Origin of the sequence: Citrobacter sp. Res13-Sevr-PEB04-36 (assembly GCF_015672735.1) — a bacterium.
Classification (GTDB): Bacteria; Pseudomonadota; Gammaproteobacteria; order Enterobacterales; family Enterobacteriaceae; genus Citrobacter.
In genome coordinates, this window is sequence record NZ_JADABY010000069.1 from 105,653 (window position 1) to 128,175 (window position 22,523).

Here is a 22,523-nt window from a genome sequence, read left to right on the forward strand (position 1 = left end):
AAACACGGGCCATCCGGAGGAAAACGACCATGCATATCACCCTGCGACAACTTGAAGTGTTTGCTGAAGTACTGAAAAGTGGCTCGACGACCCAGGCTTCTGTCATGTTGTCATTGTCGCAATCAGCGGTGAGTGCGGCGCTGACCGATTTGGAAGGGCAGCTTGGCGTGCAACTGTTCGACCGTGTGGGCAAACGTTTGGTGGTCAATGAGCACGGGCGTTTGCTGTATCCTCGTGCGTTGGCGCTGCTTGAGCAAACGGCTGAAATTGAACAGCTTTTTCGTGAAGACAATGGGGCGATTCGCGTCTATGCCAGTAGCACCATTGGCAATTACATTTTACCTGCCTTAATTGCCCGCTATCGGCAGGATTTTCCCGATCTGCCGCTGGAACTGAGTGTGGGTAATAGCCTGGACGTGATTAATGCCGTACTGGATTTCCGGGTCGACATTGGGCTGATAGAAGGGCCGTGCCACAGTACGGAAATCATCTCTGAGCCTTGGCTGGAGGATGAGCTGGTCGTGTTTGCCGCACCGACTTCGCCGTTAGTAAAAGGCCCCGTTACGCTGGAGCAACTGGCGGCATCACCGTGGATCCTGCGCGAGCGCGGGTCCGGTACGCGTGAGCTGGTGGATTATCTGCTGTTGTCTCATTTGCCGCGATTTCAGATGGCCATGGAGTTGGGCAACTCCGAGGCCATTAAACATGCTGTACGCCATGGCTTAGGGATTAGCTGTCTGTCACGTCGGGTGATAGAGGAGCAGCTACAGGCTGGAACGCTGAGCGAAGTGCCTGTACCGTTACCGCGTTTAGTTCGCACCCTATGGCGCGTCCATCACCGTCAAAAACACCTCTCCAATGCGCTGCTGCGCTTTTTGCGCTACAGCGACCAGTAGTAAGGTAGCGATGTTTTGTCAGGCAACATGCCGGCTATTTTCTGCTTTACTTATAATCCGCGGCCGGTCATGAAGGTCTCTTATAACAGCGCATTTGTACCGGAAGAATGCCGTTTCGTCTGCTACAATCGCGCCTCATTTTTTGGATGGATAGCATTTTCCCATGGTTTCCGAAACTAAAACCACAGAAGCGCCCACGCTACGTCGTGAACTGAAGGCGCGCCACCTGACGATGATTGCCATTGGTGGCTCCATCGGTACGGGTCTTTTCGTTGCATCTGGTGCAACCATTTCTGCGGCGGGTCCAGGCGGCGCGCTGTTTTCCTATATTCTGATTGGCCTGATGGTTTACTTCCTGATGACCAGTCTCGGTGAACTGGCTGCGTATATGCCGGTTTCCGGTTCGTTCTCCACCTACGGTCAGAACTATGTAGAAGAAGGCTTTGGCTTCGCGCTGGGCTGGAACTACTGGTACAACTGGGCGGTCACCATTGCCGTTGACCTGGTCGCTGCGCAGTTGGTGATGAGCTGGTGGTTCCCGGATACGCCAGGCTGGATCTGGAGTGCTCTGTTCCTGTGCGTCATCTTCCTGCTGAACTACATCTCTGTTCGCGGTTTTGGTGAAGCAGAGTACTGGTTCTCGCTGATCAAAGTCACCACCGTCATTATCTTCATCGCAGTTGGCGTGTTGATGATTTTCGGCATCTTCAAAGGCGCTCAGCCAGTGGGCTGGAGCAACTGGACCACGGGAGATGCACCTTTTGCCGGGGGCTTTGCGGCCATGATTGGTGTGGCGATGATCGTCGGCTTCTCCTTCCAGGGGACTGAGCTTATCGGTATTGCGGCGGGTGAATCTGAAGATCCCGAGAAGAACATTCCGCGCGCGGTGCGTCAGGTGTTCTGGCGAATCCTGCTGTTCTATGTGTTCGCGATCCTGATTATCAGCCTGATTATTCCGTATACCGATCCAAGCCTGCTGCGCAACGATGTGAAAGACATCAGCGTCAGTCCGTTTACGCTGGTCTTCCAGCACGCGGGCCTGCTTTCTGCGGCTGCGGTAATGAACGCCGTGATCCTGACGGCGGTGCTGTCGGCGGGTAACTCCGGTATGTATGCCTCAACGCGTATGCTCTACACCTTGGCATGCGATGGCAAAGCGCCGCGTATTTTCGCTAAATTGTCTCGTGGCGGCGTTCCGCGTAACGCGCTGTATGCAACCACGGTGGTCGCGGGTCTGTGCTTCCTGACCTCTATGTTTGGCAACCAGACCGTGTACCTGTGGTTGCTGAACACCTCCGGGATGACGGGCTTTATCGCCTGGCTGGGGATTGCCATCAGCCACTATCGTTTCCGTCGCGGTTATATGATGCAGGGGCGTGATATAAACGATCTGCCGTATCGCTCAGGCTTCTTCCCGCTGGGACCGATCTTTGCCTTTGTGCTGTGTCTGATCATCACCCTGGGGCAAAACTACGAAGCGTTCCTGAAAGACACCATTGACTGGGGCGGCGTGATGGCGACCTATATTGGTATACCGCTGTTCCTGATTATCTGGTTCGGCTATAAGCTGACCAGAGGGACGCGTTTCGTGCGTTACAGCGAAATGCAATTCCCGGATCGCGTGAAGAAATCGTCTTAAGCATTTTGGCAGGAAATAACAAAAAACCCCGGCAGGGTAAATGCCGGGGTTTTTTATTGCGCCAAACTTAGAAGTTATAGGTCAGGCCAACCGTGTAACGACGACCATCGAGTATGGTGTCATAGGTCTCGTAATCGATTTGCTTATCCAGAACGTTGTACACGCCAGCGGTGGCGAGCACATCCTTGCTCACGTAGTAACGCACGCCAACATCGACCTGAGTATAGGACGGTGTCCCTTGAGCCATCGAGGTCCGGCTCAGGTACTCAGAGGTTTTCCCGCGCAGGTTCAGGCGGCTCCAGAAGCCGAGATCCTGCGTGGCCTGCCAGTCCAGCGTGGTGTTAAACATATGCTTCGGCATTTTGTTTAACGGCTGACCGGAGAACTGACCGCTTTTCTGTTCAGATTCGGTGTAGGTGTAGTTTGCCGTCCAGTTGAGATCGGAGGTGATTTTCCAGCCGAAGGTGGATTCTACGCCGCGCATATTGGCTTCATCGACGTTAACGCGATCGCTGACGAAGTCATAGCTGGTGCCACCGATGGTGCAGGCCGGATCGGCACTGCTGTTACAGCGGCGAACTTCAGTGATCTTATCTTTGAAGTCGGTGTTGAACAGCGTCACACCCGCGTTGAGGTCGTTGCCGTTATCCCACAGCAGACCGATTTCTTCGCTCAGGCTCTTTTCCGGTTTCAGATCCGGGTTGCCCACAATGATGCCTCTCAGGCGACCACCGCCGGTCACCTGTCCCCAGCTTGCCGAAGACTGGCGCAGATCCGGCGCGCGGTAGCCTGCAGACACGCCGCCTTTCAGAGTCCATTGATCGCTGAGATGCCATACGCCGTAGCCGCGTGGAGTCCAGTTATCACCGTAGTTTTCATCTTTATCCATACGCAGGCCGCCGGTCAGCGTGAAGGTATCGGTTACGGCCCATTCATCTTCAGCAAACAGCGCCCAGCTCCAGCGGGTCAGCTTGTTCAGACCGTCAGCCGCTTCCAGCTGATTACCATTATCACGTAGTTTTTCATAACGGTACTGTCCGCCAGCCGTCAGGGTATGCGCCCCGAGGAAAATCTGGTTCTGATTGTTAAAAATAGTGTTATAGGACTTCATCTGACGACCCGGGTTATCGGTCTCTTCCTGCTGAACATAGCTGGTGGTGTTGAAGTCGTCGTAGTAACCGCTATGGGTTAATGAATAGGTCGTGTGCACATACTTGTTTTCGCTTTTGCTGTTGGGTTTACAGCTTCCGTTACGGCAGTTTTCCTCGGCCATGGATTTACCCGGCGTACTGTCGCGATCCTGCAGCTCTCGCGCGTAATCGAAGTCAATATCGTTTTTATCATCCGGCGTAAAGTTCAGGGTTAATCCCCCGTTACGCATGCGCTGTTCGTTATAACCATTGACGATTTCATCTTCGGCACGGTGAGAGAATAACCCGGTGACTTTTGCGCCAAGTAATCCGTCAATCAGCGGCCCGGACGCATAGGCGTTAGTCTGATAAATATCGCCTGAGTCACGGTCTTCCTGGAAGGTAGCGTCACCATGTAGGGAGCCACTCCAGCCTTTGGTATTCGATACTTTCTTGGTGATCACGTTAATCACCCCGCCCATCGCATCGGAGCCGTACAGCGATGACATGGGGCCACGGATCACTTCGATACGTTCAATGGACTCCAGCGGCGGTAACCAGCCTTGTTCAATGCCCGAGTTATCGCTATTAGGGCGTGTGCCTCGTGTGCTGATCCGCTTACCGTTGACCAGGAAGAGCGTGTACTGTGAAGCCATGCCGCGGATGCTGATATCACTGCTGCTACCGCCACCTGTGACGACGACGCCAGGCACATCTTTGAGTGCATCGGTAACGTCACGGTAAGCTTTATCCTCAATTTGCTGTTTGGTGATCACAGAAATAGAGGCAGGGGCATCCTGAATCTTTTGCTCGAATCCGGTGGCGGTGACCACCACGGTATCCTGGCCAGCGGCATAGACGAGTGATGGGAGGCTGGCGACGCATACTGCGGCAGCAACGGCCTTAACGTGAGGTATAGTCATTTGTATCATTCCATTTAAATGAATTTACCCGTCATACTTCTAGTTGCAGGCGTATTAGCTGTAACTAGAACTAGTTAGGGTACTGAACTGCGCGTCATGTGAAAGGCCATGACATTTGTATGTATTTGTCTTTTAAGGACTCTTTTAGTAAAGAAGCGAGGGGATTGTACAAAAGTATGAATATTTGTAAACACAAATGATAATAGAAATCATTTGTGTTTGATATTTTGTTCAGGGAAAAACTTTTCTGATCAATGAGATAGCGGAGAAATAAAAATGGAGAAAAAGTGAAGGAATGATGGAGAAACAAAGAGGGCTTACGCCCTCAAGGTTGACTATATAGTCGTGGATTATCGCTTTTGAACGGTAAATGCGTAACAGCGGCGGTATCCGTGCCGCTGCTATGTAATGACTTAAAGCCGATGGAATTTAGCGAGTAAAGCCAGCGAGAGGGTGGTTAATAAAATCGCGATTACGGCATAGAGATAGACACCAGACCATTCCCAGCTGTTCTTCACTAATATCACTGGTACGCCTGCCATTGCGGCACCAACATAGCTAAATAATCCCCGGAAGCCGGTTATCGAACCTGCCGCATCTTTGTGAGTGACGTCCAGACAGCCGACGGCAAAAAGCATATGTGGCCCGTACAGGGCAAATCCCATAATCGTGAAGAGTATAGCCGTAATGGTATATGAGGTATCCTGAACCAGCGGGATTAAGGTGATACACACGCACAGCATTAAGGCAAAAATTAAGCCCGTCATCCAACGATTGCTTTTGAACATAAAGTCGGATAAATAACCAGCCAGGAGTCCACCGGCAAGCCCGCCGGCTTCAAACCAGGAGATAATAGAGTTTGCTTTAATAAGACTCCAGCCATGCACCTGCGAGTAGTAAATTTGCGGCCAGTCATTGAGGATGGTGCGGGCAATATAGACGGACATATCGCCCACGATAATAACCCACACCAGCGGATTGATCAGAATATATTTAACGAATATCTGCCAAAACGTGAGGTTAACCGGGCTGGCTTTAACCTGTGCAAGTTCAGTCGGGTCCTTGCGCCACTCGCCGACGTTGGGTAAACCTAGCGTGCCAGGGCGGTCCTTAATGGTAAAGAGTGCGATAACCCCCATGATCAGGGAAATGACTCCCGGAACATAGAAACCCATTTTCCAACTACCGCTCCAGACAATTGCAAAGCTGGTTAACAGTGGAGCAAGACTGCCGCCGATATTGTGTGCTGCTTCCACGACAGCCCACCAACGTCCGCGTTCATTTTTGGAAAACCAGGAGGCCATGATCTTCGCCATCGGCGGAAAACTGGTGCCCTGGAGAATGGCATTAAGGCTGTACAACACATAAAACGCGGCAACACTGTCAGAAAACCCAAAAAGAATATTGACGATACCAACGCCAATGAGCACAGGGCCTGTCATGGCCTTAGGATTTATTTTATCAACCAGCATACCGCCAACAAACTTCATTGAACCATACAGGATATAAAAAAGGGAAGACATGATGGCAAAATCTTCCGCTGTCAGGGAGGTGTCTGACAGCATTGCTGGCATAGCGGCAGAAAAATTCTTACGCGTTAAATAAAAGACGGCATAAGAAATAAAAACGGAGGTGATAATCTCTATACGGAATTTTTTGTAGGTATGGTCAATCTCTTTTTTTTCTTTTACAACCGGCTTATCAGCCTGGCTGAAAATAAACGATTTCAAGCTCATGTAAGTTTCCTTTCAGACAGTGCCCGTGGGGTTATAATTCATTTTCGATATAAAATAAAATCGACTCGAATCCGTGAAAGTTAATCTGGTTTGGAATTAAATCTCTGACCGCTGGTTTTGCTTTCCACGCAATACCTGTGCCTGCATGCATGAGCATGGGGATATCGTTGGCTCCATCACCACAGGCGATAATATTGTGCTGTGGTGTCTGCAGTGTTTCGGCAAGTTTATGTAGAGTTACTTTTTTATTTTCTGCATTCATAATCGGAATGGTAATATTATCTGTCAGGACACTATCCTTTATCTCAACAGTGTTGGAAAAGACATAGTCTAACTGATATTTTTTCTGTAAGCGGTGGGTGAATATATCCAGACCACCTGAAATAATTGCTGTTTTAAAACCTTTCTGTTTCAGGATTGGCAAAATGGTTGTAATACCTGGAGAGGCGGTCATTTGATCGCATACCGCATTAAGCACATCTGTATGTGTTCCCTTTAGCATTCCGATACGCCGCGTAAAACTGCTATTGAAATCCAGTTTTCCTTCCATCGCTTGCTGAGTCAGTTCCGTAATACGTTCTGAGATACCCAATGTTCTGGCTATTTCATCGACACCCTCTTCTTCAATAAACGTTGAATCCATATCAAAGGCGATAATTCCGTTCGTCGGGATGATTTGGGGTTTGATGAAAAAATCAAACTGCTGGGTGAATGATGTCGTTCTCAGTTTTGTATATATATCATGGGTGAATATTTCATCAGGAATTGAAAGTTTTAAATATGTTTTATTGATTGATTTTATGTATAACAACTCAAGCGAGCAATGATACTGATTCGACTTTGCACTGATAAAAGAATTGTGTAGCCACGCCTGAAGTTTTTCAGGTTCTTTTTGGGTGATGAAATAAATAATTGCCATAATGTCACTCCTGTTAACTGTGGATTATTGTAATTGAGGTTGATGGCAATTGAATCCTGCTTTATCACAGATGTGAATGTTAAAGGAACGATAAAAAAGTATTGTTTTTTGTACTGAATAATCAATGTATCTAAAAAGTATCGTTTTTGATATGTGAATCACGGTCTGATGTTGTCAGATGTATATTCTATGATTACTAACAGGGATGGATATAAAAATGGAAAGTTGTGTCGATATTTTCAAAATTGTCATAGGTCCCTCCAGTTCAAGAACGGTCGGACCTATGCGTGCAGCATTTAATTTCATTTCACAGCTAAAGCAGCAAGAAACCTTGCCGCTGACACGAAAAATTGAGGTTGAGTTATATGGCGCATTATCATTAAGTCGCAAGTGCCATAACGTTGATATTGCGCTTTATCTGGGGTTGCTGGGTAATCAGCCCGATAATGTAGATTTACGCTTGCAGATGGACGCTATTAAGCGTGCGGAAAAGGATGGCACTCTGGTTCTGTCCCCCTCTGTTACGGTGACTGTCACTGTTCGGTCTAACTCGCAGCCGCATACCGGGCATCCCTATGCGATGACATTTCGCGCCAGAGATGATTATTTTACGCTGTATGAGGAAACATGGTTTTCAACCGGCGCAGGACAGGTTCATAAACTCGGTGAGACCGCCCCTGTAGCTCCTGAAGACGATGCGGCGTTTCCTTTTGCCTTTCATAATGCAGCGCAGTTGCTGGAACGATGTCAACGCAACGGGTTATCTATTGCTGCGTTGATGATGAAAAATGAGCTACGCGTACATTCTCAGGCTGCATTGCAGGAATATCTTACGCAGATATGGGCTGTTATGAAGCAGGCCGTCCATCGTGGTTTGCATACTGAAGGTTTATTGCCGGGGCCGTATCAGGTTCCACGCAGGGCCTGCGCGTTGCATAAATTACTGGCGATGAAACCTTCCGCGAACGATTTTCTTACTAACCTGAATTGGGTGAATGCATTTGCTATTGCCGTCAGCGAAGAAAATGCGGCGGGAGGGATGGTTGTTACCGCGCCGACCAATGGCGCGAGCGGCATTATCCCGGCGGTACTCAGTTGGTACGATAAGTTTGTCTGTGAACTGGATAGCGCATCGGTTACCCGTTTTTTTCTCACTGCGGGGGCCGTCGCGCTGTTGTTCAAACAGAATGCGTCAATTTTGGGATCAGAGGTCGGATGTCAGGGAGAAATTGGTGTGGCGTGCTCTATGGCTGCGGCGGGACTGGCTGAGCTGATGGGAGCCTCCGTGGCCCAGGTATTGAGCGCAGCAGAAATCGCTATGGAACATCATCTGGGGCTCACCTGTGATCCCGTTGGTGGGCAGGTACAAATTCCTTGTGTCGAACGTAATGCGATTTCATCAGTAAAAGCGATTAACGCAGCGACGATGGCGATGAGCCGCGTCAGTGAGCCGTGCGTTTCTCTGGATGAGGTGATTGCTGCCATGTATGAAACGGGTAAAGACATGAGTGCTAAATATCGCGAAACATATCATGGTTGCCTGGGAAAAATTCAGCCGAGAAAAAGGGGAGGGATGCATGAAATATCACACCATGAATAACGATGAAATCATGCTGTCATTATGTTCCCGTATTAAGGAAACGCGGATTTCTCTGGCGCAGACGCAGCAGCAGCTTGCCGACAGTGCGCAGATAGGGATCGCTACCATTAAACGCATTGAGAAAGGTGGGGGACTGAATCTTGACACGCTTATCTCACTGCTGCGTGCGCTGAACAAACTGCACCATCTGGATGCCATTTTATTTGAATCCGAAATGCGGAATTTTCACGAGGGCCATGAAGGGGGTGAGAGCGCGGGCCGATTACAGGTACGGCAACAGGCTGCGGATTTAAATCGTAAAGCGTCCGCGCCGCAGTCCGAAGAGATGGGCTACAGCGCGGCGATGGAAAATACAGTGTATTGGTGATTATTTCAGCAAATATTGAGCGTGGAAGCGCAGATGATCTTCAATGAATGACGCAATAAAGTAATAGCTGTGATCAAAGCCTGGCTGGATACGTAGCGTCATCGGCCACGCGGTCTGTCGGGCAGTCTCTGCCAGTACGGCGGGCTGGAGCTGATCGGCAAGGAACTGATCGCTATCTCCTTGATCGATAAGCGTTGGAATTGCCTCTTCCGGTTTACTGGCTAACATTAACTCGCAGCTATCCCATTCGGCCCAGGTCGATTTATCCTCGCCCAGATAGGCGCTAAACGCCTTCACGCCCCACGGCACGCGACAGGGGTTAACGATCGGTGCAAAGGCGGAAATGCTGGTGTATCTGCCGGGATTTTTCAGCGCCATAATCAGTGCGCCGTGACCGCCCATGGAGTGCCCACTGATAGCGCAGCGCTCGCTGACGTTAAACTGCGCTTGAATAAGCTGCGGCAGCTCATCCCGCAAATAATCATACATGCGGAAATGCGTGGCCCATGGCGACTGCGTGGCATTGAGATAAAAGCCGGCACCCTGGCCTAAATCGTACCCATCATCGTTGGCAACGTGTTCACCGCGCGGGCTGGTATCCGGCATCACCAGTACGATCCCCAACTCAGCCGCAATACGCTGCGCACCCGCTTTGGTGGTAAAGTTTTCATCATTACAGGTCAGGCCCGACAGCCAGTACAATACCGGAGGCGGCGTGTTATCTCGCGGCGGTGGGAGAAAAATGCTGAAGGTCATGGTGCAATTTAAGGTGGCGGAGTCATGACGCCAGCGTTGCTGCCAGCCTTCAAAACAGCGGTGCTCTTCGAGCATTTCCATGCGCGGCTCCTTGTTGTGTTGAATCTGAATATGTTCGCGAGTTCACCATAATACAGATAATTCATGACACCGTGAGTAACTTTCACTTCCGCAATGGGCAAACATACTTCATCATCTATATAACTTTACGTTAACACTCAGCATTGACCCAGCCGAACGGTGCCTGAAAGCAGCACGCTGAAAGGCGGTGCCAATTTCAATAATTATCGCGGTGAATACTGGATTATGTGCGCCGCCTCACACACAATGTTCTGGCTGTGATACAGCCTAAAAACTTTGCCCCACGCAGGGCAGAGGCGCCACACCTGCAGGAGAAGAATAAATGTCATCACTCAGTAAAGAAGCGGCCCTGGTTCATGAAGCACTGGTCGCACGTGGTCTCGAAACACCGCTGCGCCCGCCCGTGCAAGAGATGGATAACGAAACGCGCAAACGTCTTATCTCCGGCCATATGACCGAGATTATGCAATTGCTCAATCTTGATTTGAGCGATGACAGCCTGATGGAAACGCCGCATCGCATTGCAAAAATGTATGTCGATGAGATTTTCTCCGGTCTTGATTACGCCAATTTCCCAAAAATCACCGTCATTGAAAATAAAATGAAGGTTGATGAGATGGTCACGGTGCGTGATATCACGCTGACCAGCACCTGTGAACATCACTTTGTCACCATCGATGGCAAAGCGACGGTGGCGTATATCCCGAAAGAATCCGTGATTGGTCTGTCGAAGATTAACCGTATCGTGCAATTCTTTGCCCAGCGTCCGCAGGTGCAGGAGCGTCTGACCCAACAAATCCTGACCGCACTACAAACCCTGCTGGGAACTAATAATGTGGCGGTGTCGATTGATGCAGTCCATTACTGCGTGAAAGCGCGCGGCATTCGCGATGCGACCAGCGCCACTACGACTACCTCACTGGGCGGATTATTTAAATCCAGCCAGAATACGCGTCAGGAATTTCTGCGCGCTGTACGTCACCACAACTGACAAGGGCAGGGACCATGGAGCGTAATGTCACGCTGGATTTTATTCGTGGCGTTGCCATCCTCGGGATCCTGCTTCTCAATATCAGCGCCTTTGGTTTGCCAAAGGCGGCATACCTCAATCCGGCCTGGTCTGGCAGCATTACTTTATCGGATGCCTGGACCTGGGCGGTGCTTGATCTCTTCGCACAGGTAAAATTCCTCACGCTGTTCGCTCTGCTCTTCGGCGCGGGCCTGCAAATGCTGCTGCCACGCGGAAAACGCTGGATCCAGTCGCGACTCACTCTACTGGTCTTATTGGGGTTTATTCACGGCTTACTATTCTGGGATGGCGATATCCTGCTGGCGTATGGCTTAATCGGTCTGATCGGCTGGCGGCTGATTCGTGATGCTCCGTCGGTAAAAAGCCTGTTTAACACCGGTGCTCTGCTGTATCTGGTGGGGATCGGCGTACTGCTGCTGCTGGGCTCGATTTCTGGGGGAGAAACCAGTCGTGCCTGGACACCGGATGCCTCCGCGTTGCTGTATGAAAAGTACTGGAAGATTAATGGCGGCGTGGAAGCGGTCAGTAACCGCGTAGATATGCTGTCAAATAGCCTGTTGGCGCTGGGGGCGCAGTACGGCTGGCAACTGGCGGGGATGATGCTGTTGGGCGCCGCATTAATGCGCAGCGGCTGGCTGAAAGGGCAGTACAGTTTGTCGCATTATCGACGTACAGGTGTTCTGCTGGTAGCGACAGGTATGGCAATCAATCTGCCTGCGATTATGCTGCAGTGGCATCTTGACTGGGCGTACCGCTGGTGTGCTTTCCTGTTACAAGCGCCGCGTGAACTGAGCGCGCCGTTTCAGACTATCGGCTACGCTGCGCTGATGTTTGGTTTCTGGCCGCAGCTGAGTCGCTTCAAGGTTGTTATCGCTATTGCCTGCGTCGGGCGCATGGCGTTGACCAATTATCTGTTGCAGACGCTTATCTGCACCACGTTGTTTTATCAGTTCGGTTTATTTATGCAATTCGACCGGCTGACGCTGCTGTTTTTCGTTATTCCTGTCTGGGCTGTTAACCTGCTTTTCTCCGTCATTTGGCTACGTTTTTACCGACAGGGCCCGGTGGAGTGGTTATGGCGTCAATTAACCCTGCGTGCTTCAGGGGCATCATTACCGCGAACATCCAGATAACGATCTGGATCACATTTATTAACAAAATGGATGTAACCGCTTTCATTCCTGTGACATGACTCACGCAGTCCTGTGCCTCGTGCTGACAAAATACACAGCCTGGGGTGTCCGTGGGCAACCGCAATCTTAAACAGGGCAGTGAATATGGTAACCATACGTGATGTGGCACGGCAGTCTGGCGTTTCTGTAGCGACGGTTTCCCGCGTACTGAATAACAGTGCGTTGGTGAGTCCTGACACCCGTGAAGCGGTAATGAAGGCTGTGACACAGTTAGGCTATCGACCCAATGCCAATGCGCAAGCGCTGGCGACGCAGGTGAGCGATACCATTGGGGTCGTGGTGATGGATGTATCAGATTCGTTTTTTGGTGCATTGGTGAAAGCCGTGGATCTGGTGGCTCAGCAGCATCAGAAATATGTGCTGATTGGCAACAGCTACCATGAAGCTGAAAAAGAACGTCATGCCATTGAAGTCCTGATCCGCCAACGCTGTAATGCCTTGATTGTTCACTCTAAAGCGCTGAGCGATCGCGAGCTTGGCGAATTTATGGAACACATCCCGGGCATGGTGCTAATCAATCGCATTGTGCCGGGTTACGCCCATCGCTGTGTCTGCCTGGACAATATCAGCGGAGCTAAAATGGCCACCCGCATGCTGCTCAATAATGGGCATCAACGTATCGGCTACCTGGCGTCAAGCCACCGTATTGAAGATGATGCGATGCGCAAAGAAGGCTGGATGAGTGCGTTGCAGGAACACGGCATTACGCCGGCGGAAAGCTGGGTAGGCACTGGTTCACCTGATATGCCGGGGGGCGAATCAGCCATGGTGGAGCTGCTGGGGCGCAATTTACAGCTGACGGCGGTTTTTGCCTACAACGACAATATGGCCGCCGGGGCGCTGACGGCGTTAAAAGACAACGGCATCGCCATTCCACTACATCTGTCCATCATTGGTTTCGATGATATCCCGATTGCCCGTTACACCGACCCTCAACTGACCACCGTGCGCTATCCCATTGCGTCAATGGCGAAAATGGCAACAGAGCTTGCGCTACAAGGCGCGGCGGGCACGCTGGATCCGGCGGCAACGCACTGTTTTATGCCGACGTTGGTGCGGCGCCATTCCGTGGCGTTGCGACAGAATGCGGCACCGATCACTAACTGATAATGTCACCCTATGTAACCGCTTTCAATCTGTGAGTAAATTCACAGTATCTTAACAATGCGATAGCTATGATGACACTGTTTGTTGCGCTGTAACTACTATGTAACGGTGAATAATCACTTTCATCGAGGTGTGGGCGTCTTAAACAACAATTAAAGCCTGTTTTTGGAGCGTTGCCAGACACGGAAGAAATATTTTTAAAAGTGAGCTTCGGCGTTCAGTAACAGTTTAGTAACGTTCTGTCCCGCCGAGCATTTATCTCAAGTACTACCCTGCATAATAAAACCGGAGATACCATGAATAAGAAGGTGTTGACCCTGTCTGCTGTAATGGCAAGCATGTTATTCGGCGCGGCTGCGCACGCTGCTGATACCCGTATTGGTGTGACGATTTATAAGTATGACGATAACTTTATGTCCGTGGTACGTAAAGCTATCGAAAAAGATGCCAAAACGGCGCCAGATGTACAGCTGCTGATGAATGACTCCCAGAACGATCAGTCGAAACAAAACGATCAGATTGATGTGTTGCTGGCAAAAGGCGTTAAAGCCCTGGCGATCAACCTGGTTGATCCGGCAGCTGCAGGCACGGTCATTGAGAAAGCACGTGGTCAGAACGTCCCTATCGTATTCTTCAACAAAGAGCCTTCTCGCAAAGCGCTGGACAGCTATGACAAAGCCTTCTACGTTGGTACTGACTCTAAAGAATCCGGCATCATTCAGGGTGATTTGATTGCTAAGCACTGGGCGGCAAACCCTAATTGGGACCTGAACAAAGACGGTAAAATTCAGTTTGTTCTGCTGAAAGGCGAGCCGGGACACCCGGATGCTGAAGCACGTACTACCTACGTGATTAAAGAGCTGAACGACAAAGGCATTAAAACTGAGCAGCTGCAGTTAGATACCGCCATGTGGGATACGGCTCAGGCAAAAGATAAAGTTGATGCGTGGATGTCTGGTCCAAATGCCAACAAAATTGAAGTTGTTATCGCTAACAACGACGCCATGGCAATGGGTGCTGTAGAAGCGCTGAAAGCACACAACAAAACCAGCGTGCCGGTATTTGGCGTGGATGCATTGCCAGAAGCGCTGGCACTGGTTAAATCTGGCGCGATGGCCGGTACCGTGTTGAATGATGCTAACAACCAGGCGAAAGCCACTTTCGATCTGGCGAAAAACCTGGCTGCCGGCAAAGGCGCTGCTGATGGCACGACCTGGAAAATCGAGAATAAAATCGTTCGTATTCCTTACGTCGGCGTCGATAAAGATAATCTGGCAGAGTTTACCAACAAATAAGTCTATACACGTCATACTTCACGTTGCTTGTGCGTTGGCTGTGCTCGTTCACCCCAGTTACATAGTTATCTATGCTCCTGGGGATTCACTTACTTGCCGCCTTCCTGCAACTCGAATTATTTAGTGTATATGTCTGTGGGCGCAATTTGGTTGCGCCCTTAATAACACGCTTTGCAAGGCCAACAAGGTATAATTATGGTCAGCACTAATACTCAGTCGTCAGGCGAATACTTGTTGGAAATGAGCGGCATCAACAAGTCCTTTCCAGGTGTTAAGGCGCTTGATAATGTCAATTTAAAGGTCCGCCCACATTCTATTCACGCCCTGATGGGCGAGAATGGTGCTGGAAAGTCGACATTATTAAAATGTCTTTTTGGGATCTATCAAAAAGATTCCGGCAGTATTTTATTTCAGGGTAAAGAAATTGATTTTCATTCTGCTAAAGAAGCGCTTGAAAACGGTATTTCAATGGTACACCAGGAATTAAACCTGGTATTACAACGTTCTGTGATGGACAACATGTGGCTGGGGCGCTATCCCACCAAAGGGATGTTTGTCGACCAGGATAAAATGTACCGTGATACCAAAGCGATATTTGATGAACTGGATATTGATATCGATCCGCGTGCGCGCGTCGGTACGTTATCGGTTTCACAAATGCAGATGATAGAAATTGCCAAAGCATTTTCGTATGACGCCAAAATCGTCATCATGGATGAACCGACCTCATCGTTAACCGAAAAAGAGGTTAATCATCTGTTCACCATCATCCGCAAGCTGAAAGAGCGTGGCTGCGGTATCGTATATATTTCTCACAAAATGGAAGAAATCTTCCAGTTGTGCGATGAAATCACCGTCCTGCGTGACGGTCAGTGGATTGCCACCCAGCCGCTGGAAGGGCTGGATATGGATAAGATCATCGCCATGATGGTGGGACGTTCGCTGAATCAACGTTTTCCGGACAAAGAGAACACGCCTGGTGAAGTGATTCTGCAGGTGCGTAACCTGACGTCGCTACGTCAACCGTCAATTCGTGATATCTCTTTTGATCTGCATAAAGGGGAGATCCTCGGGATTGCCGGTTTAGTCGGCGCAAAACGCACGGATATCGTTGAAACCCTTTTTGGTATTCGTGAAAAATCATCGGGTACGATTACGCTCCACGGCAAAAAAATTAATAACCACAGTGCCAATGAAGCCATTAACCATGGTTTTGCACTGGTCACGGAAGAGCGCCGTTCAACCGGTATTTATGCCTATCTGGATATTGGTTTTAACTCGTTAATTTCTAATATCCAAAACTATAAAAATAAAGTGGGTCTGCTGGATAATTCCCGCATGAAGAGCGATACCCAATGGGTTATTGACTCGATGAGGGTGAAAACCCCGGGCCATCGTACGCAAATTGGTTCACTGTCTGGTGGTAATCAGCAAAAGGTGGTTATTGGTCGTTGGTTGTTAACACAGCCAGAGATACTGATGCTGGATGAACCTACGCGAGGAATCGATGTTGGTGCAAAATTTGAAATTTATCAGTTAATTGCTGAACTGGCGAAAAAAGAGAAGGGGATTATCATCATCTCCTCTGAAATGCCGGAGCTGCTGGGTATTACCGATCGTATTTTGGTTATGAGCAATGGTCTTGTAGCTGGAATTGTTGACACTAAAACAACAACGCAAAACGAAATCCTCCGTCTTGCGTCTTTGCACCTTTAAGATTAGGGGCTCCTCATGAGTGCGTTAAATAAGAAAAGTTTTCTTACTTACCTGAAAGAAGGCGGAATTTACGTTGTTCTTTTAGTTCTGCTGGCCATTATTATTTTCCAGGACCCCACATTCTTAAGTTTACTGAACTTGAGTAACATCCTGACCCAATCCTCGGTCCGTATTATTATCGCACTGGGCGTTGCTGGTCTAATTGTCACTCAAGGGACCGACCTGTCTGCCGGGCGTCAGGTCGGCCTGGCTGCCGTGGTGGCAGCGACCTTGCTGCAGTCGATGGATAACGCCAACAAGGTGTTTCCGGAAATGGCCACTATGCCAATTATCGTGGTGGTGCTGATTGTCTGCGTCATTGGCGCCATTATCGGCCTGGTGAACGGCATCATCATTGCTTATCTGAATGTGACGCCGTTTATCACCACGCTCGGTACGATGATCATCGTTTACGGGATCAACTCCCTGTACTACGATTTCGTCGGGGCATCCCCCATTTCTGGCTTTGATAGCGGGTTCTCTACCTTTGCGCAGGGCTTTATTGCGCTGGGCAGTTTCCGACTTTCCTACATTACCTTCTATGCGTTGATTGCGGTGGCTTTTGTCTGGGTGCTGTGGAACAAGACCCGCTTCGGTAAAAACATTTTTGCCATTGGCGGTAACCCGGAAGCGGCGAAAGTGTCTGGTGTAAACGTTGCGCTGAACCTGCTGATTATTTATGCGCTGTCCGGGGTGTTCTACGCCTTCGGTGGTTTGCTGGAAGCTGGGCGTATTGGCTCGGCGACTAACAACCTCGGCTTTATGTATGAGCTGGATGCGATTGCAGCTTGCGTGGTTGGCGGCGTGTCGTTCAGTGGCGGGGTAGGTACCGTCTTTGGCGTGGTGACGGGTGTGATAATCTTCACCGTCATCAACTACGGCCTGACTTATATCGGCGTGAACCCTTACTGGCAGTACATCATTAAGGGCGGCATTATTATCTTCGCAGTAGCGCTGGACTCACTGAAATACGCGCGTAAGAAGTAACGATAGATAACAAAAAGCCCGGGGCAGCGAAATCTGCACCGGGCTTTTTTGTCACTTGTGTTACAGCGTTATCGGATGCTCTTTCTCATCGGCTTTGAATTTGACCTCGCCTAGATCTATGCAGGCGACCGGGCAAACGTGACCACACAGCAAGCAACCGACACATTTTTCCGTATCGCAGTGCGGCGTGCGGGTTCGTTCATTCCATTCCATTGCCTGATGTCCCCCGTCGTAGCAGGAGATATAACAGCGCCCGCAGCCGACGCATTTTTCGAGATTGATATGCGGGTAGACGATATAGCTACGATCAAGATCTTCAGCCGGAATAATATTGGCATTGGCAAGGCCGACCATCTCTTCCAGTGAATCAAATCCCTGATCGGCAAGATAGTGTGACAGTCCACTCGTCATATCTTCCACAATACGATAACCGTACTGCATGATCCCGGTGGTTACCTGCAGCGTGGCAGCACCTAACAGCAAGAATTCGGCAGCATCTTCCCAGGTTTCAATGCCGCCAATGCCGCTAATTGGAAAATCACGCAGCTCTGGGTGCATACGCAGTTGTTGTATAAAGCGCAGGGCGATGGGTTTTACCGCCTTGCCGGAGTAGCCGGAAATACTGGATTTCCCGTTGACCACCGGCATGCCGATTTTCCGCTGCAGGTCGATATTGGTGATGGATTTTACGGTGTTAATGGTGGCAATACCGTCCGCGCCGCCGCGTTTAGCCGCCAGAGCAACTTCACACATATCACCAATATTCGGCGTCATTTTGGCTAACATCGGCAGGGAAGAGCCCCGTTTTACTGCCCGACAGTATTTTTCAACCAACTCCGGGCTCTGCCCAACATCGCTGCCCATCGCGTGCGAGGTCATTTGTGGACAAGAGAAGTTGCACTCAATCATATCCGCACCGGCTTCTTCAACCAGGCGAGCCAGCTCCTGCCATTGCTGTTCATTTTCCCCCATGATTGATGCAATCAACACCTTGTCCGGGTAATGTTGCTTCAGCTTGCGGATGGCGGCCAGATTCTCTTCCAGCGGATGTTCGGCAATTTGCTCCATATTTTTGAAGCCAATAAAGCCGGTATCTTCTTTTGTGAGATGGTCAAAGCGCGGGGAGACTTCATTGGCAATAAAGAAGCCAATCGTTTTAAAAACAATACCGCCCCAGCCGGTATCATAGGCTTTGGCGCACATCTCATAACAGTTGCCCACCGGAGAAGAAGAGAGGCAGAACGGGTTGGGGAATTTTACGCCGCAAAAAGTAATAGAAAGATCTTTCGTTAACATGAGCAGGTCCCCTCTAAATAGCGATGAATGGCCTGAGCGGCTTCTTTACCTGTTTTCACGGCATACACCACGGTTTTATCACCTTTGACAATATCACCCGCGGCGAACAAAGCGGGATCGTCGGTTTGATAATGGTGGGTAGTGATAAGATTGCGTTGTGGGTTTAACGCAGAAAAGGCGGCAAGCTGGGCATGTTGACCGACAGCGAGAATAATATGCTCGGTTTCAAGCGAGAGTTCTCCAGGCTGGCGGACGTGTTTAAAGGTGACTTTATTTCCGGCAACAGCGACCGGCGTGAAACCGTCGATGATTGACACGCCTAATGCCTGTGTGCTGGTGAATTCTTGCTCACTGGCCGGAAATTCGGCGAGTTCCTCACGAGCGACGCAGGTGACTGACGGACAGCCAAGGAGTTTCAACGTGCTGGCGACATCCATTGCCACATCGCCGCCGCCGATGATTAACGCACTCTGTGGGACGTTGATATTGCCTTGTGACTGACGGGCGCGTTGCAGGAAATCAACGGCAATTTCAACATTATTCGCCAGGTCAAAAAGTCCGAGCGTTGAACCGTAGGACATCCCCACAGTAACCAGGACGGCGCGGTTTTCAGCTTTGAGTTGTTCAACCGTGAGCGCGCTGCCTATTTCGCAATTGCATCTGATGGTGACGCCCATTTCAATGATGCGGGAGATTTCGAGATCCAAAACGGACTGGGGCAGGCGAAACGGTGGAATACCGTAGCGCAGCCAGCCACCCGGCTGAGCCTGTTTTTCGTAGATGGTGACGTCGTAGCCCAAATTACTCAATGTTACGCTTGCCTGTAATCCTGCTGGGCCCGCGCCGATAATCGCCACGTTGCCCAGCGTTTTCTTGGCAGGTTGATAAATTTTCATTGCGGTCTGTTGTTCAAAATCGGTAATAAAGCGTTGCAGACGCGCAATATCGATAGGTTTATCTATCCCTGAACGCGTGCATCCACGCTGGCATAATTTTTCGGTTGGGCATACCCGGGCGCAAACGGCACCAAGCGCATTATTCTCACGGATAGTTTCTGCCGCTCCTTTAAAATTGCGAAAATAGATAGAGCGGATAAATTTCCCTGGGTCGGTTTGTGCCGGGCAATCCTGACTACAGGGGGCATCGTGGCATAATAAGCAGCGCGAGGCCTCTTTTATTGCTAATAAGGGAGTAAATGCAGGCGTAAGTTCATCCAGATAATTTTGTTGTGGCATATTTTCTTCCTTAATGCTTGAGTAAATTAAGGCGAACTGTTGATAACAAAATAGGAATATGAAAAAGGTTATTCTTAAGGCTAAGCCTTGCAGGAAGTGTGTTTTGTGAAAGGATTCACAAATAGAGGATGAAGGAAGGGAAATGCTGGCTGGCAGCATTAATCCCTTATATTGGAATAGTAATTGTTCTCATAGTATTAGCTATTCTCAAACGCTAATATTAATAAATGATCTTTACCGATAAAAGATTAAATAAATAACCATCCCGAAAGATAAACATCCGCACCCGGCATAAACAAGAACGTAGGACCAAAATTGCAGCGGCTCTTGATGACGATAGGCATAAACCGGTTCACGTGCGTTCTTCTTTATTTTATCAACAGCCCCGGAGCGCCAACCTTTCCAGGCTTCACGAAAACAAAATACAGGGATTAACAGAAAGGCTAAAACGACGAAGATGGTTTGCACATCCATGCTTACTTTCCTTGCTTCTTTTGAAGTTCGAGTAATTGTTCAGGCGTGACCGCCGGGTAGCCCTGCGCATCATCAGGTACCTGGTGCAGGGCGGGGATTGGCACTAGCGGACCTAAAAAACGCGGTTCACGTTTAAAAAGATAGAGATCGGCAAGTGCACCAAAACGTGCGCCAAATTCGCGAACGCGCACGGTCAGCATATCTTTTGGCGACGGTACTGCGTAGCACTGGGCCTGAATGCCCATATGCAGCGCAATAAACAGCGCGCGCTCGCAGTGGAATCGCTGAGTGATAATGATGAAATCGTTGGTATCAAATACTTTGCGGGTGCGCACAATGGAGTCGAGCGTACGGAAACCGGCGTAATCGAGCACGATGTCGGCAGGATCGACACCAGCGGCAATCAAATCTTTACGCATCGTCATCGGTTCGTTGTAGTTTTGCTGGGCATTGTCGCCGCTGAGCAGCAGGTAATTTACCTTACCGCTGTTATAGGCGTTTAAAGCTCCCTGAATACGGTAGCGGTAATATTGGTTAATGACGCCGGTGCGATAGTATTTCGCGGTGCCTAATACCACGCCGACCTGGCGGTAGGGCAAATCCTGCAATTCGTCGTAGATATAGGGGGCCGTCTTCCAGCTCATCCATCGGTCGAGGCCAAGCACAGTTAACAGCAGCAGGCCTACCAGGACTAACAAGCTGTAAAACACGCGCTTTAACATGTAGATAACTCGGTAATGGGATGGAATGCTAATCAGGCTACTGTACCCGACGGCGTAGCGCAAGAAACAGCAGTCTGATTGAGGGGATTTTCAGCAATACTGTTTAGATCCTGTAGGCCTGATAAGGCCTACATCGTTCAAAATCATTGACTGTAATTTAATTGCAACTCAATCATAACAGTATGATTTTATGGTTGATTTAACAGATTGTGAAATCTCAAATACGTGCATAAGATTTTACAGTAACAGCACCCACAACATCACCCGCTGTTATGCAGATTGTATGCAATCGTTATGCAAAGGAGAAACAACATGCGGTTAAACGATAGTGTTATAAAAAACCTTAAAGCTACTGACCAATCTTACTACGTTTTTAGAAATGATGGGACTCGCGGAACAGGGCGACTCGGGATCAAGGTTTTTCCATCAGGGCGTAAATCTTTTGTCTATCGCTTCCAGTTAGACGGTAAACGTAAATTTAAAACATTGGGGGATTGGCCTCACTACACGCTTGATCAGGCTAGCCAGCGCTATGCTGAGTTAGCAGGGATGACGCACAAAGTAAGAACTGAAAATTTCGTTAAGAAAATGAGCTATGGGACATTAAGAGAGCTATTTGCGGCTTTTATCGCATACAAAGAAAGAGAGGGACATAGAAGCACTGTTAACGAATACAAAATATTGCTGGATCAACTAATCAAACGAAAGTTGATAACTGGAAATGAAACAGCAAACGAAATCACACCGGCACAAGTCACGCAATGGCTTCAAAGTTGGGCTAAAAATGGTTTTCTGGCACAAGCTGATAAGATAAGAAAAAAACTTCATGCAGTGTTCGCTTATGGAATAGTTGCTGACAATGATCCACTAGGAACATCTGTAGCAACTGGAATCGAATTTAACATCCCTCATAATCCAACAACTAACATTCAAAAAATGAATGCGAGTAAACCTGGAAAATGTTATCTATCATTCGCTGAAATAAGAAGAATTGACTTAATTTTTAAAGAGTCTCCCTTTGAATTAGAACAAGATTTAAAGTCTTTACTGATGCTAGGTATTTACACTTGTGGTCAACGACCTTTTGAACTGGCACATGCACAAAAAAGCTTATATGACGCTGATAATAATAAACTAACCATTTCGAAAGAATTTACCAAATTAAATAGGAGTAATGTTGTATACATTTGCGAATTGGCTAAAAAAACACTGGACGAATAAGCGAAAAAATATCCAGATAGTGATTTCTTTTTCCGAACAAAAATTACGAAAAACAACTAAATTCCTATAATGCAAAAATTAAAAAAGATCCGCTTAATCGTGCATTAAAACCTACAGTGGGGTTAATTTCTTCATATTGGTCAGCACCATTGAATAATTTT

Annotated in this window: 19 protein-coding genes; 11 read left to right on the forward strand and 8 right to left on the reverse strand. The window is 48.9% G+C overall.

Annotated elements, in window-relative coordinates; genetic code table 11:
• The first annotated feature begins 29 nt into the window (after positions 1 to 29).
• Entirely contained in the window at positions 30 to 896 is an 867-nt protein-coding gene (yieE, locus tag IMQ48_RS20300) for a DNA-binding transcriptional regulator YeiE (RefSeq protein WP_196210420.1), read from the forward strand.
• A gap of 163 nt (positions 897 to 1,059) precedes the next feature.
• On the forward strand, positions 1,060 to 2,535 hold the full coding sequence (lysP, locus tag IMQ48_RS20305; RefSeq protein ID WP_196210421.1) for a lysine-specific permease: 1,476 nt from the start codon (positions 1,060 to 1,062) through the stop codon (positions 2,533 to 2,535).
• Positions 2,536 to 2,602: 67 nt separating this feature from the next.
• On the opposite strand, the gene IMQ48_RS20310 is transcribed toward lysP, so the two are convergent.
• From IMQ48_RS20310 to serB, 3 genes are all read right to left on the reverse strand, one after another.
• Positions 2,603 to 4,588 (reverse strand): ligand-gated channel protein, encoded by a 1,986-nt coding sequence (locus IMQ48_RS20310; protein WP_196210422.1) that lies wholly within the window; start codon positions 4,586 to 4,588, stop codon positions 2,603 to 2,605.
• Positions 4,589 to 5,001: 413 nt separating this feature from the next.
• On the reverse strand, positions 5,002 to 6,324 hold the full coding sequence (locus tag IMQ48_RS20315) for an MFS transporter (RefSeq protein WP_196210423.1): 1,323 nt from the start codon (positions 6,322 to 6,324) through the stop codon (positions 5,002 to 5,004).
• A gap of 31 nt (positions 6,325 to 6,355) precedes the next feature.
• Positions 6,356 to 7,243: a phosphoserine phosphatase SerB gene (gene serB / locus IMQ48_RS20320; RefSeq protein ID WP_196210424.1), complete on the reverse strand. Its 888-nt coding sequence runs from the start codon at positions 7,241 to 7,243 to the stop codon at positions 6,356 to 6,358.
• Between the two features lie 217 nt (positions 7,244 to 7,460).
• On the opposite strand from serB, the gene IMQ48_RS20325 reads away from it, so the two are divergent.
• A complete protein-coding gene (locus IMQ48_RS20325; RefSeq protein ID WP_196210425.1) occupies positions 7,461 to 8,843 on the forward strand; it encodes an L-serine ammonia-lyase in 1,383 nt (460 codons plus the stop codon).
• Entirely contained in the window at positions 8,821 to 9,210 is a 390-nt protein-coding gene (locus tag IMQ48_RS20330; RefSeq protein WP_196210426.1) for a helix-turn-helix transcriptional regulator, read from the forward strand. The genes IMQ48_RS20325 and IMQ48_RS20330 overlap by 23 nt, the downstream gene beginning before the upstream one ends.
• Here IMQ48_RS20330 and fghA read toward each other — a convergent pair whose 3' ends face one another.
• Positions 9,211 to 10,047, reverse strand: a complete 837-nt coding sequence (gene fghA / locus IMQ48_RS20335; RefSeq protein ID WP_196210427.1) for an S-formylglutathione hydrolase — start codon at positions 10,045 to 10,047, stop codon at positions 9,211 to 9,213.
• A 322-nt stretch (positions 10,048 to 10,369) separates the two neighbouring features.
• Between fghA and folE the strand changes: the two genes are divergently transcribed.
• The 6 genes from folE to mglC all read left to right on the forward strand — a co-directional run bounded on the left by folE (position 10,370) and on the right by mglC (position 17,414).
• Positions 10,370 to 11,038: a GTP cyclohydrolase I FolE gene (gene folE / locus IMQ48_RS20340; RefSeq protein WP_096756482.1), complete on the forward strand. Its 669-nt coding sequence runs from the start codon at positions 10,370 to 10,372 to the stop codon at positions 11,036 to 11,038.
• Between the two features lie 14 nt (positions 11,039 to 11,052).
• Positions 11,053 to 12,210: a DUF418 domain-containing protein YeiB gene (yeiB, locus tag IMQ48_RS20345; protein ID WP_196210428.1), complete on the forward strand. Its 1,158-nt coding sequence runs from the start codon at positions 11,053 to 11,055 to the stop codon at positions 12,208 to 12,210.
• Between the two features lie 144 nt (positions 12,211 to 12,354).
• Complete coding sequence (galS, locus tag IMQ48_RS20350; RefSeq protein ID WP_096756484.1) at positions 12,355 to 13,377, forward strand: HTH-type transcriptional regulator GalS; 1,023 nt, start codon at positions 12,355 to 12,357, stop codon at positions 13,375 to 13,377.
• 296 nt (positions 13,378 to 13,673) lie between these two features.
• On the forward strand, positions 13,674 to 14,672 hold the full coding sequence (gene mglB / locus IMQ48_RS20355) for a galactose/glucose ABC transporter substrate-binding protein MglB (protein ID WP_196210429.1): 999 nt from the start codon (positions 13,674 to 13,676) through the stop codon (positions 14,670 to 14,672).
• A gap of 195 nt (positions 14,673 to 14,867) precedes the next feature.
• On the forward strand, positions 14,868 to 16,388 hold the full coding sequence (gene mglA, locus IMQ48_RS20360) for a galactose/methyl galactoside ABC transporter ATP-binding protein MglA (RefSeq protein WP_196210430.1): 1,521 nt from the start codon (positions 14,868 to 14,870) through the stop codon (positions 16,386 to 16,388).
• Positions 16,389 to 16,403: 15 nt separating this feature from the next.
• Complete coding sequence (gene mglC / locus IMQ48_RS20365; protein WP_006683806.1) at positions 16,404 to 17,414, forward strand: galactose/methyl galactoside ABC transporter permease MglC; 1,011 nt, start codon at positions 16,404 to 16,406, stop codon at positions 17,412 to 17,414.
• Positions 17,415 to 17,474: 60 nt separating this feature from the next.
• Here the strand turns inward: mglC and preA are convergent, their stop codons facing one another.
• From preA to sanA, 4 genes are all read right to left on the reverse strand, one after another.
• Positions 17,475 to 18,710 carry an NAD-dependent dihydropyrimidine dehydrogenase subunit PreA gene (preA, locus tag IMQ48_RS20370; protein ID WP_196210431.1) on the reverse strand — a complete coding sequence of 412 codons (1,236 nt, stop codon included), beginning with the start codon at positions 18,708 to 18,710 and terminating at the stop codon, positions 17,475 to 17,477.
• Entirely contained in the window at positions 18,704 to 19,945 is a 1,242-nt protein-coding gene (locus IMQ48_RS20375) for an NAD(P)-dependent oxidoreductase (RefSeq protein WP_196210432.1), read from the reverse strand. Before IMQ48_RS20375 ends, preA begins: the two co-directional genes overlap by 7 nt.
• Positions 19,946 to 20,179: 234 nt before the next feature.
• Positions 20,180 to 20,419: a DUF2542 family protein gene (locus IMQ48_RS20380; RefSeq protein WP_196210433.1), complete on the reverse strand. Its 240-nt coding sequence runs from the start codon at positions 20,417 to 20,419 to the stop codon at positions 20,180 to 20,182.
• 2 nt (positions 20,420 to 20,421) lie between these two features.
• Positions 20,422 to 21,141 (reverse strand): outer membrane permeability protein SanA, encoded by a 720-nt coding sequence (gene sanA / locus IMQ48_RS20385; RefSeq protein ID WP_196210434.1) that lies wholly within the window; start codon positions 21,139 to 21,141, stop codon positions 20,422 to 20,424.
• Between the two features lie 312 nt (positions 21,142 to 21,453).
• On the opposite strand from sanA, the gene IMQ48_RS20390 reads away from it, so the two are divergent.
• Complete coding sequence (locus tag IMQ48_RS20390; RefSeq protein WP_196210435.1) at positions 21,454 to 22,362, forward strand: Arm DNA-binding domain-containing protein; 909 nt, start codon at positions 21,454 to 21,456, stop codon at positions 22,360 to 22,362.
• Positions 22,363 to 22,523 lie beyond the last annotated feature (161 nt).

What these genes read in the sequence shown, in the direction of transcription:
- yieE (WP_196210420.1), top strand. Translation starts at nt 30, where the DNA reads ATGCATATCACCCTGCGACAACTTGAAGTGTTTGCTGAAGTACTGAAA.
- IMQ48_RS20390 (WP_196210435.1), top strand. Translation starts at nt 21,454, where the DNA reads ATGCGGTTAAACGATAGTGTTATAAAAAACCTTAAAGCTACTGACCAA.
- fghA (WP_196210427.1), bottom strand. Translation starts at nt 10,047, where the DNA reads ATGGAAATGCTCGAAGAGCACCGCTGTTTTGAAGGCTGGCAGCAACGC.
- preA (WP_196210431.1), bottom strand. Translation starts at nt 18,710, where the DNA reads ATGTTAACGAAAGATCTTTCTATTACTTTTTGCGGCGTAAAATTCCCC.
- folE (WP_096756482.1), top strand. Translation starts at nt 10,370, where the DNA reads ATGTCATCACTCAGTAAAGAAGCGGCCCTGGTTCATGAAGCACTGGTC.
- mglC (WP_006683806.1), top strand. Translation starts at nt 16,404, where the DNA reads ATGAGTGCGTTAAATAAGAAAAGTTTTCTTACTTACCTGAAAGAAGGC.
- IMQ48_RS20375 (WP_196210432.1), bottom strand. Translation starts at nt 19,945, where the DNA reads ATGCCACAACAAAATTATCTGGATGAACTTACGCCTGCATTTACTCCC.
- IMQ48_RS20380 (WP_196210433.1), bottom strand. Translation starts at nt 20,419, where the DNA reads ATGGATGTGCAAACCATCTTCGTCGTTTTAGCCTTTCTGTTAATCCCT.
- serB (WP_196210424.1), bottom strand. Translation starts at nt 7,243, where the DNA reads ATGGCAATTATTTATTTCATCACCCAAAAAGAACCTGAAAAACTTCAG.
- lysP (WP_196210421.1), top strand. Translation starts at nt 1,060, where the DNA reads ATGGTTTCCGAAACTAAAACCACAGAAGCGCCCACGCTACGTCGTGAA.
- IMQ48_RS20310 (WP_196210422.1), bottom strand. Translation starts at nt 4,588, where the DNA reads ATGACTATACCTCACGTTAAGGCCGTTGCTGCCGCAGTATGCGTCGCC.
- IMQ48_RS20325 (WP_196210425.1), top strand. Translation starts at nt 7,461, where the DNA reads ATGGAAAGTTGTGTCGATATTTTCAAAATTGTCATAGGTCCCTCCAGT.
- IMQ48_RS20330 (WP_196210426.1), top strand. Translation starts at nt 8,821, where the DNA reads ATGAAATATCACACCATGAATAACGATGAAATCATGCTGTCATTATGT.
- mglB (WP_196210429.1), top strand. Translation starts at nt 13,674, where the DNA reads ATGAATAAGAAGGTGTTGACCCTGTCTGCTGTAATGGCAAGCATGTTA.
- IMQ48_RS20315 (WP_196210423.1), bottom strand. Translation starts at nt 6,324, where the DNA reads ATGAGCTTGAAATCGTTTATTTTCAGCCAGGCTGATAAGCCGGTTGTA.
- yeiB (WP_196210428.1), top strand. Translation starts at nt 11,053, where the DNA reads ATGGAGCGTAATGTCACGCTGGATTTTATTCGTGGCGTTGCCATCCTC.
- mglA (WP_196210430.1), top strand. Translation starts at nt 14,868, where the DNA reads ATGGTCAGCACTAATACTCAGTCGTCAGGCGAATACTTGTTGGAAATG.
- sanA (WP_196210434.1), bottom strand. Translation starts at nt 21,141, where the DNA reads ATGTTAAAGCGCGTGTTTTACAGCTTGTTAGTCCTGGTAGGCCTGCTG.
- galS (WP_096756484.1), top strand. Translation starts at nt 12,355, where the DNA reads ATGGTAACCATACGTGATGTGGCACGGCAGTCTGGCGTTTCTGTAGCG.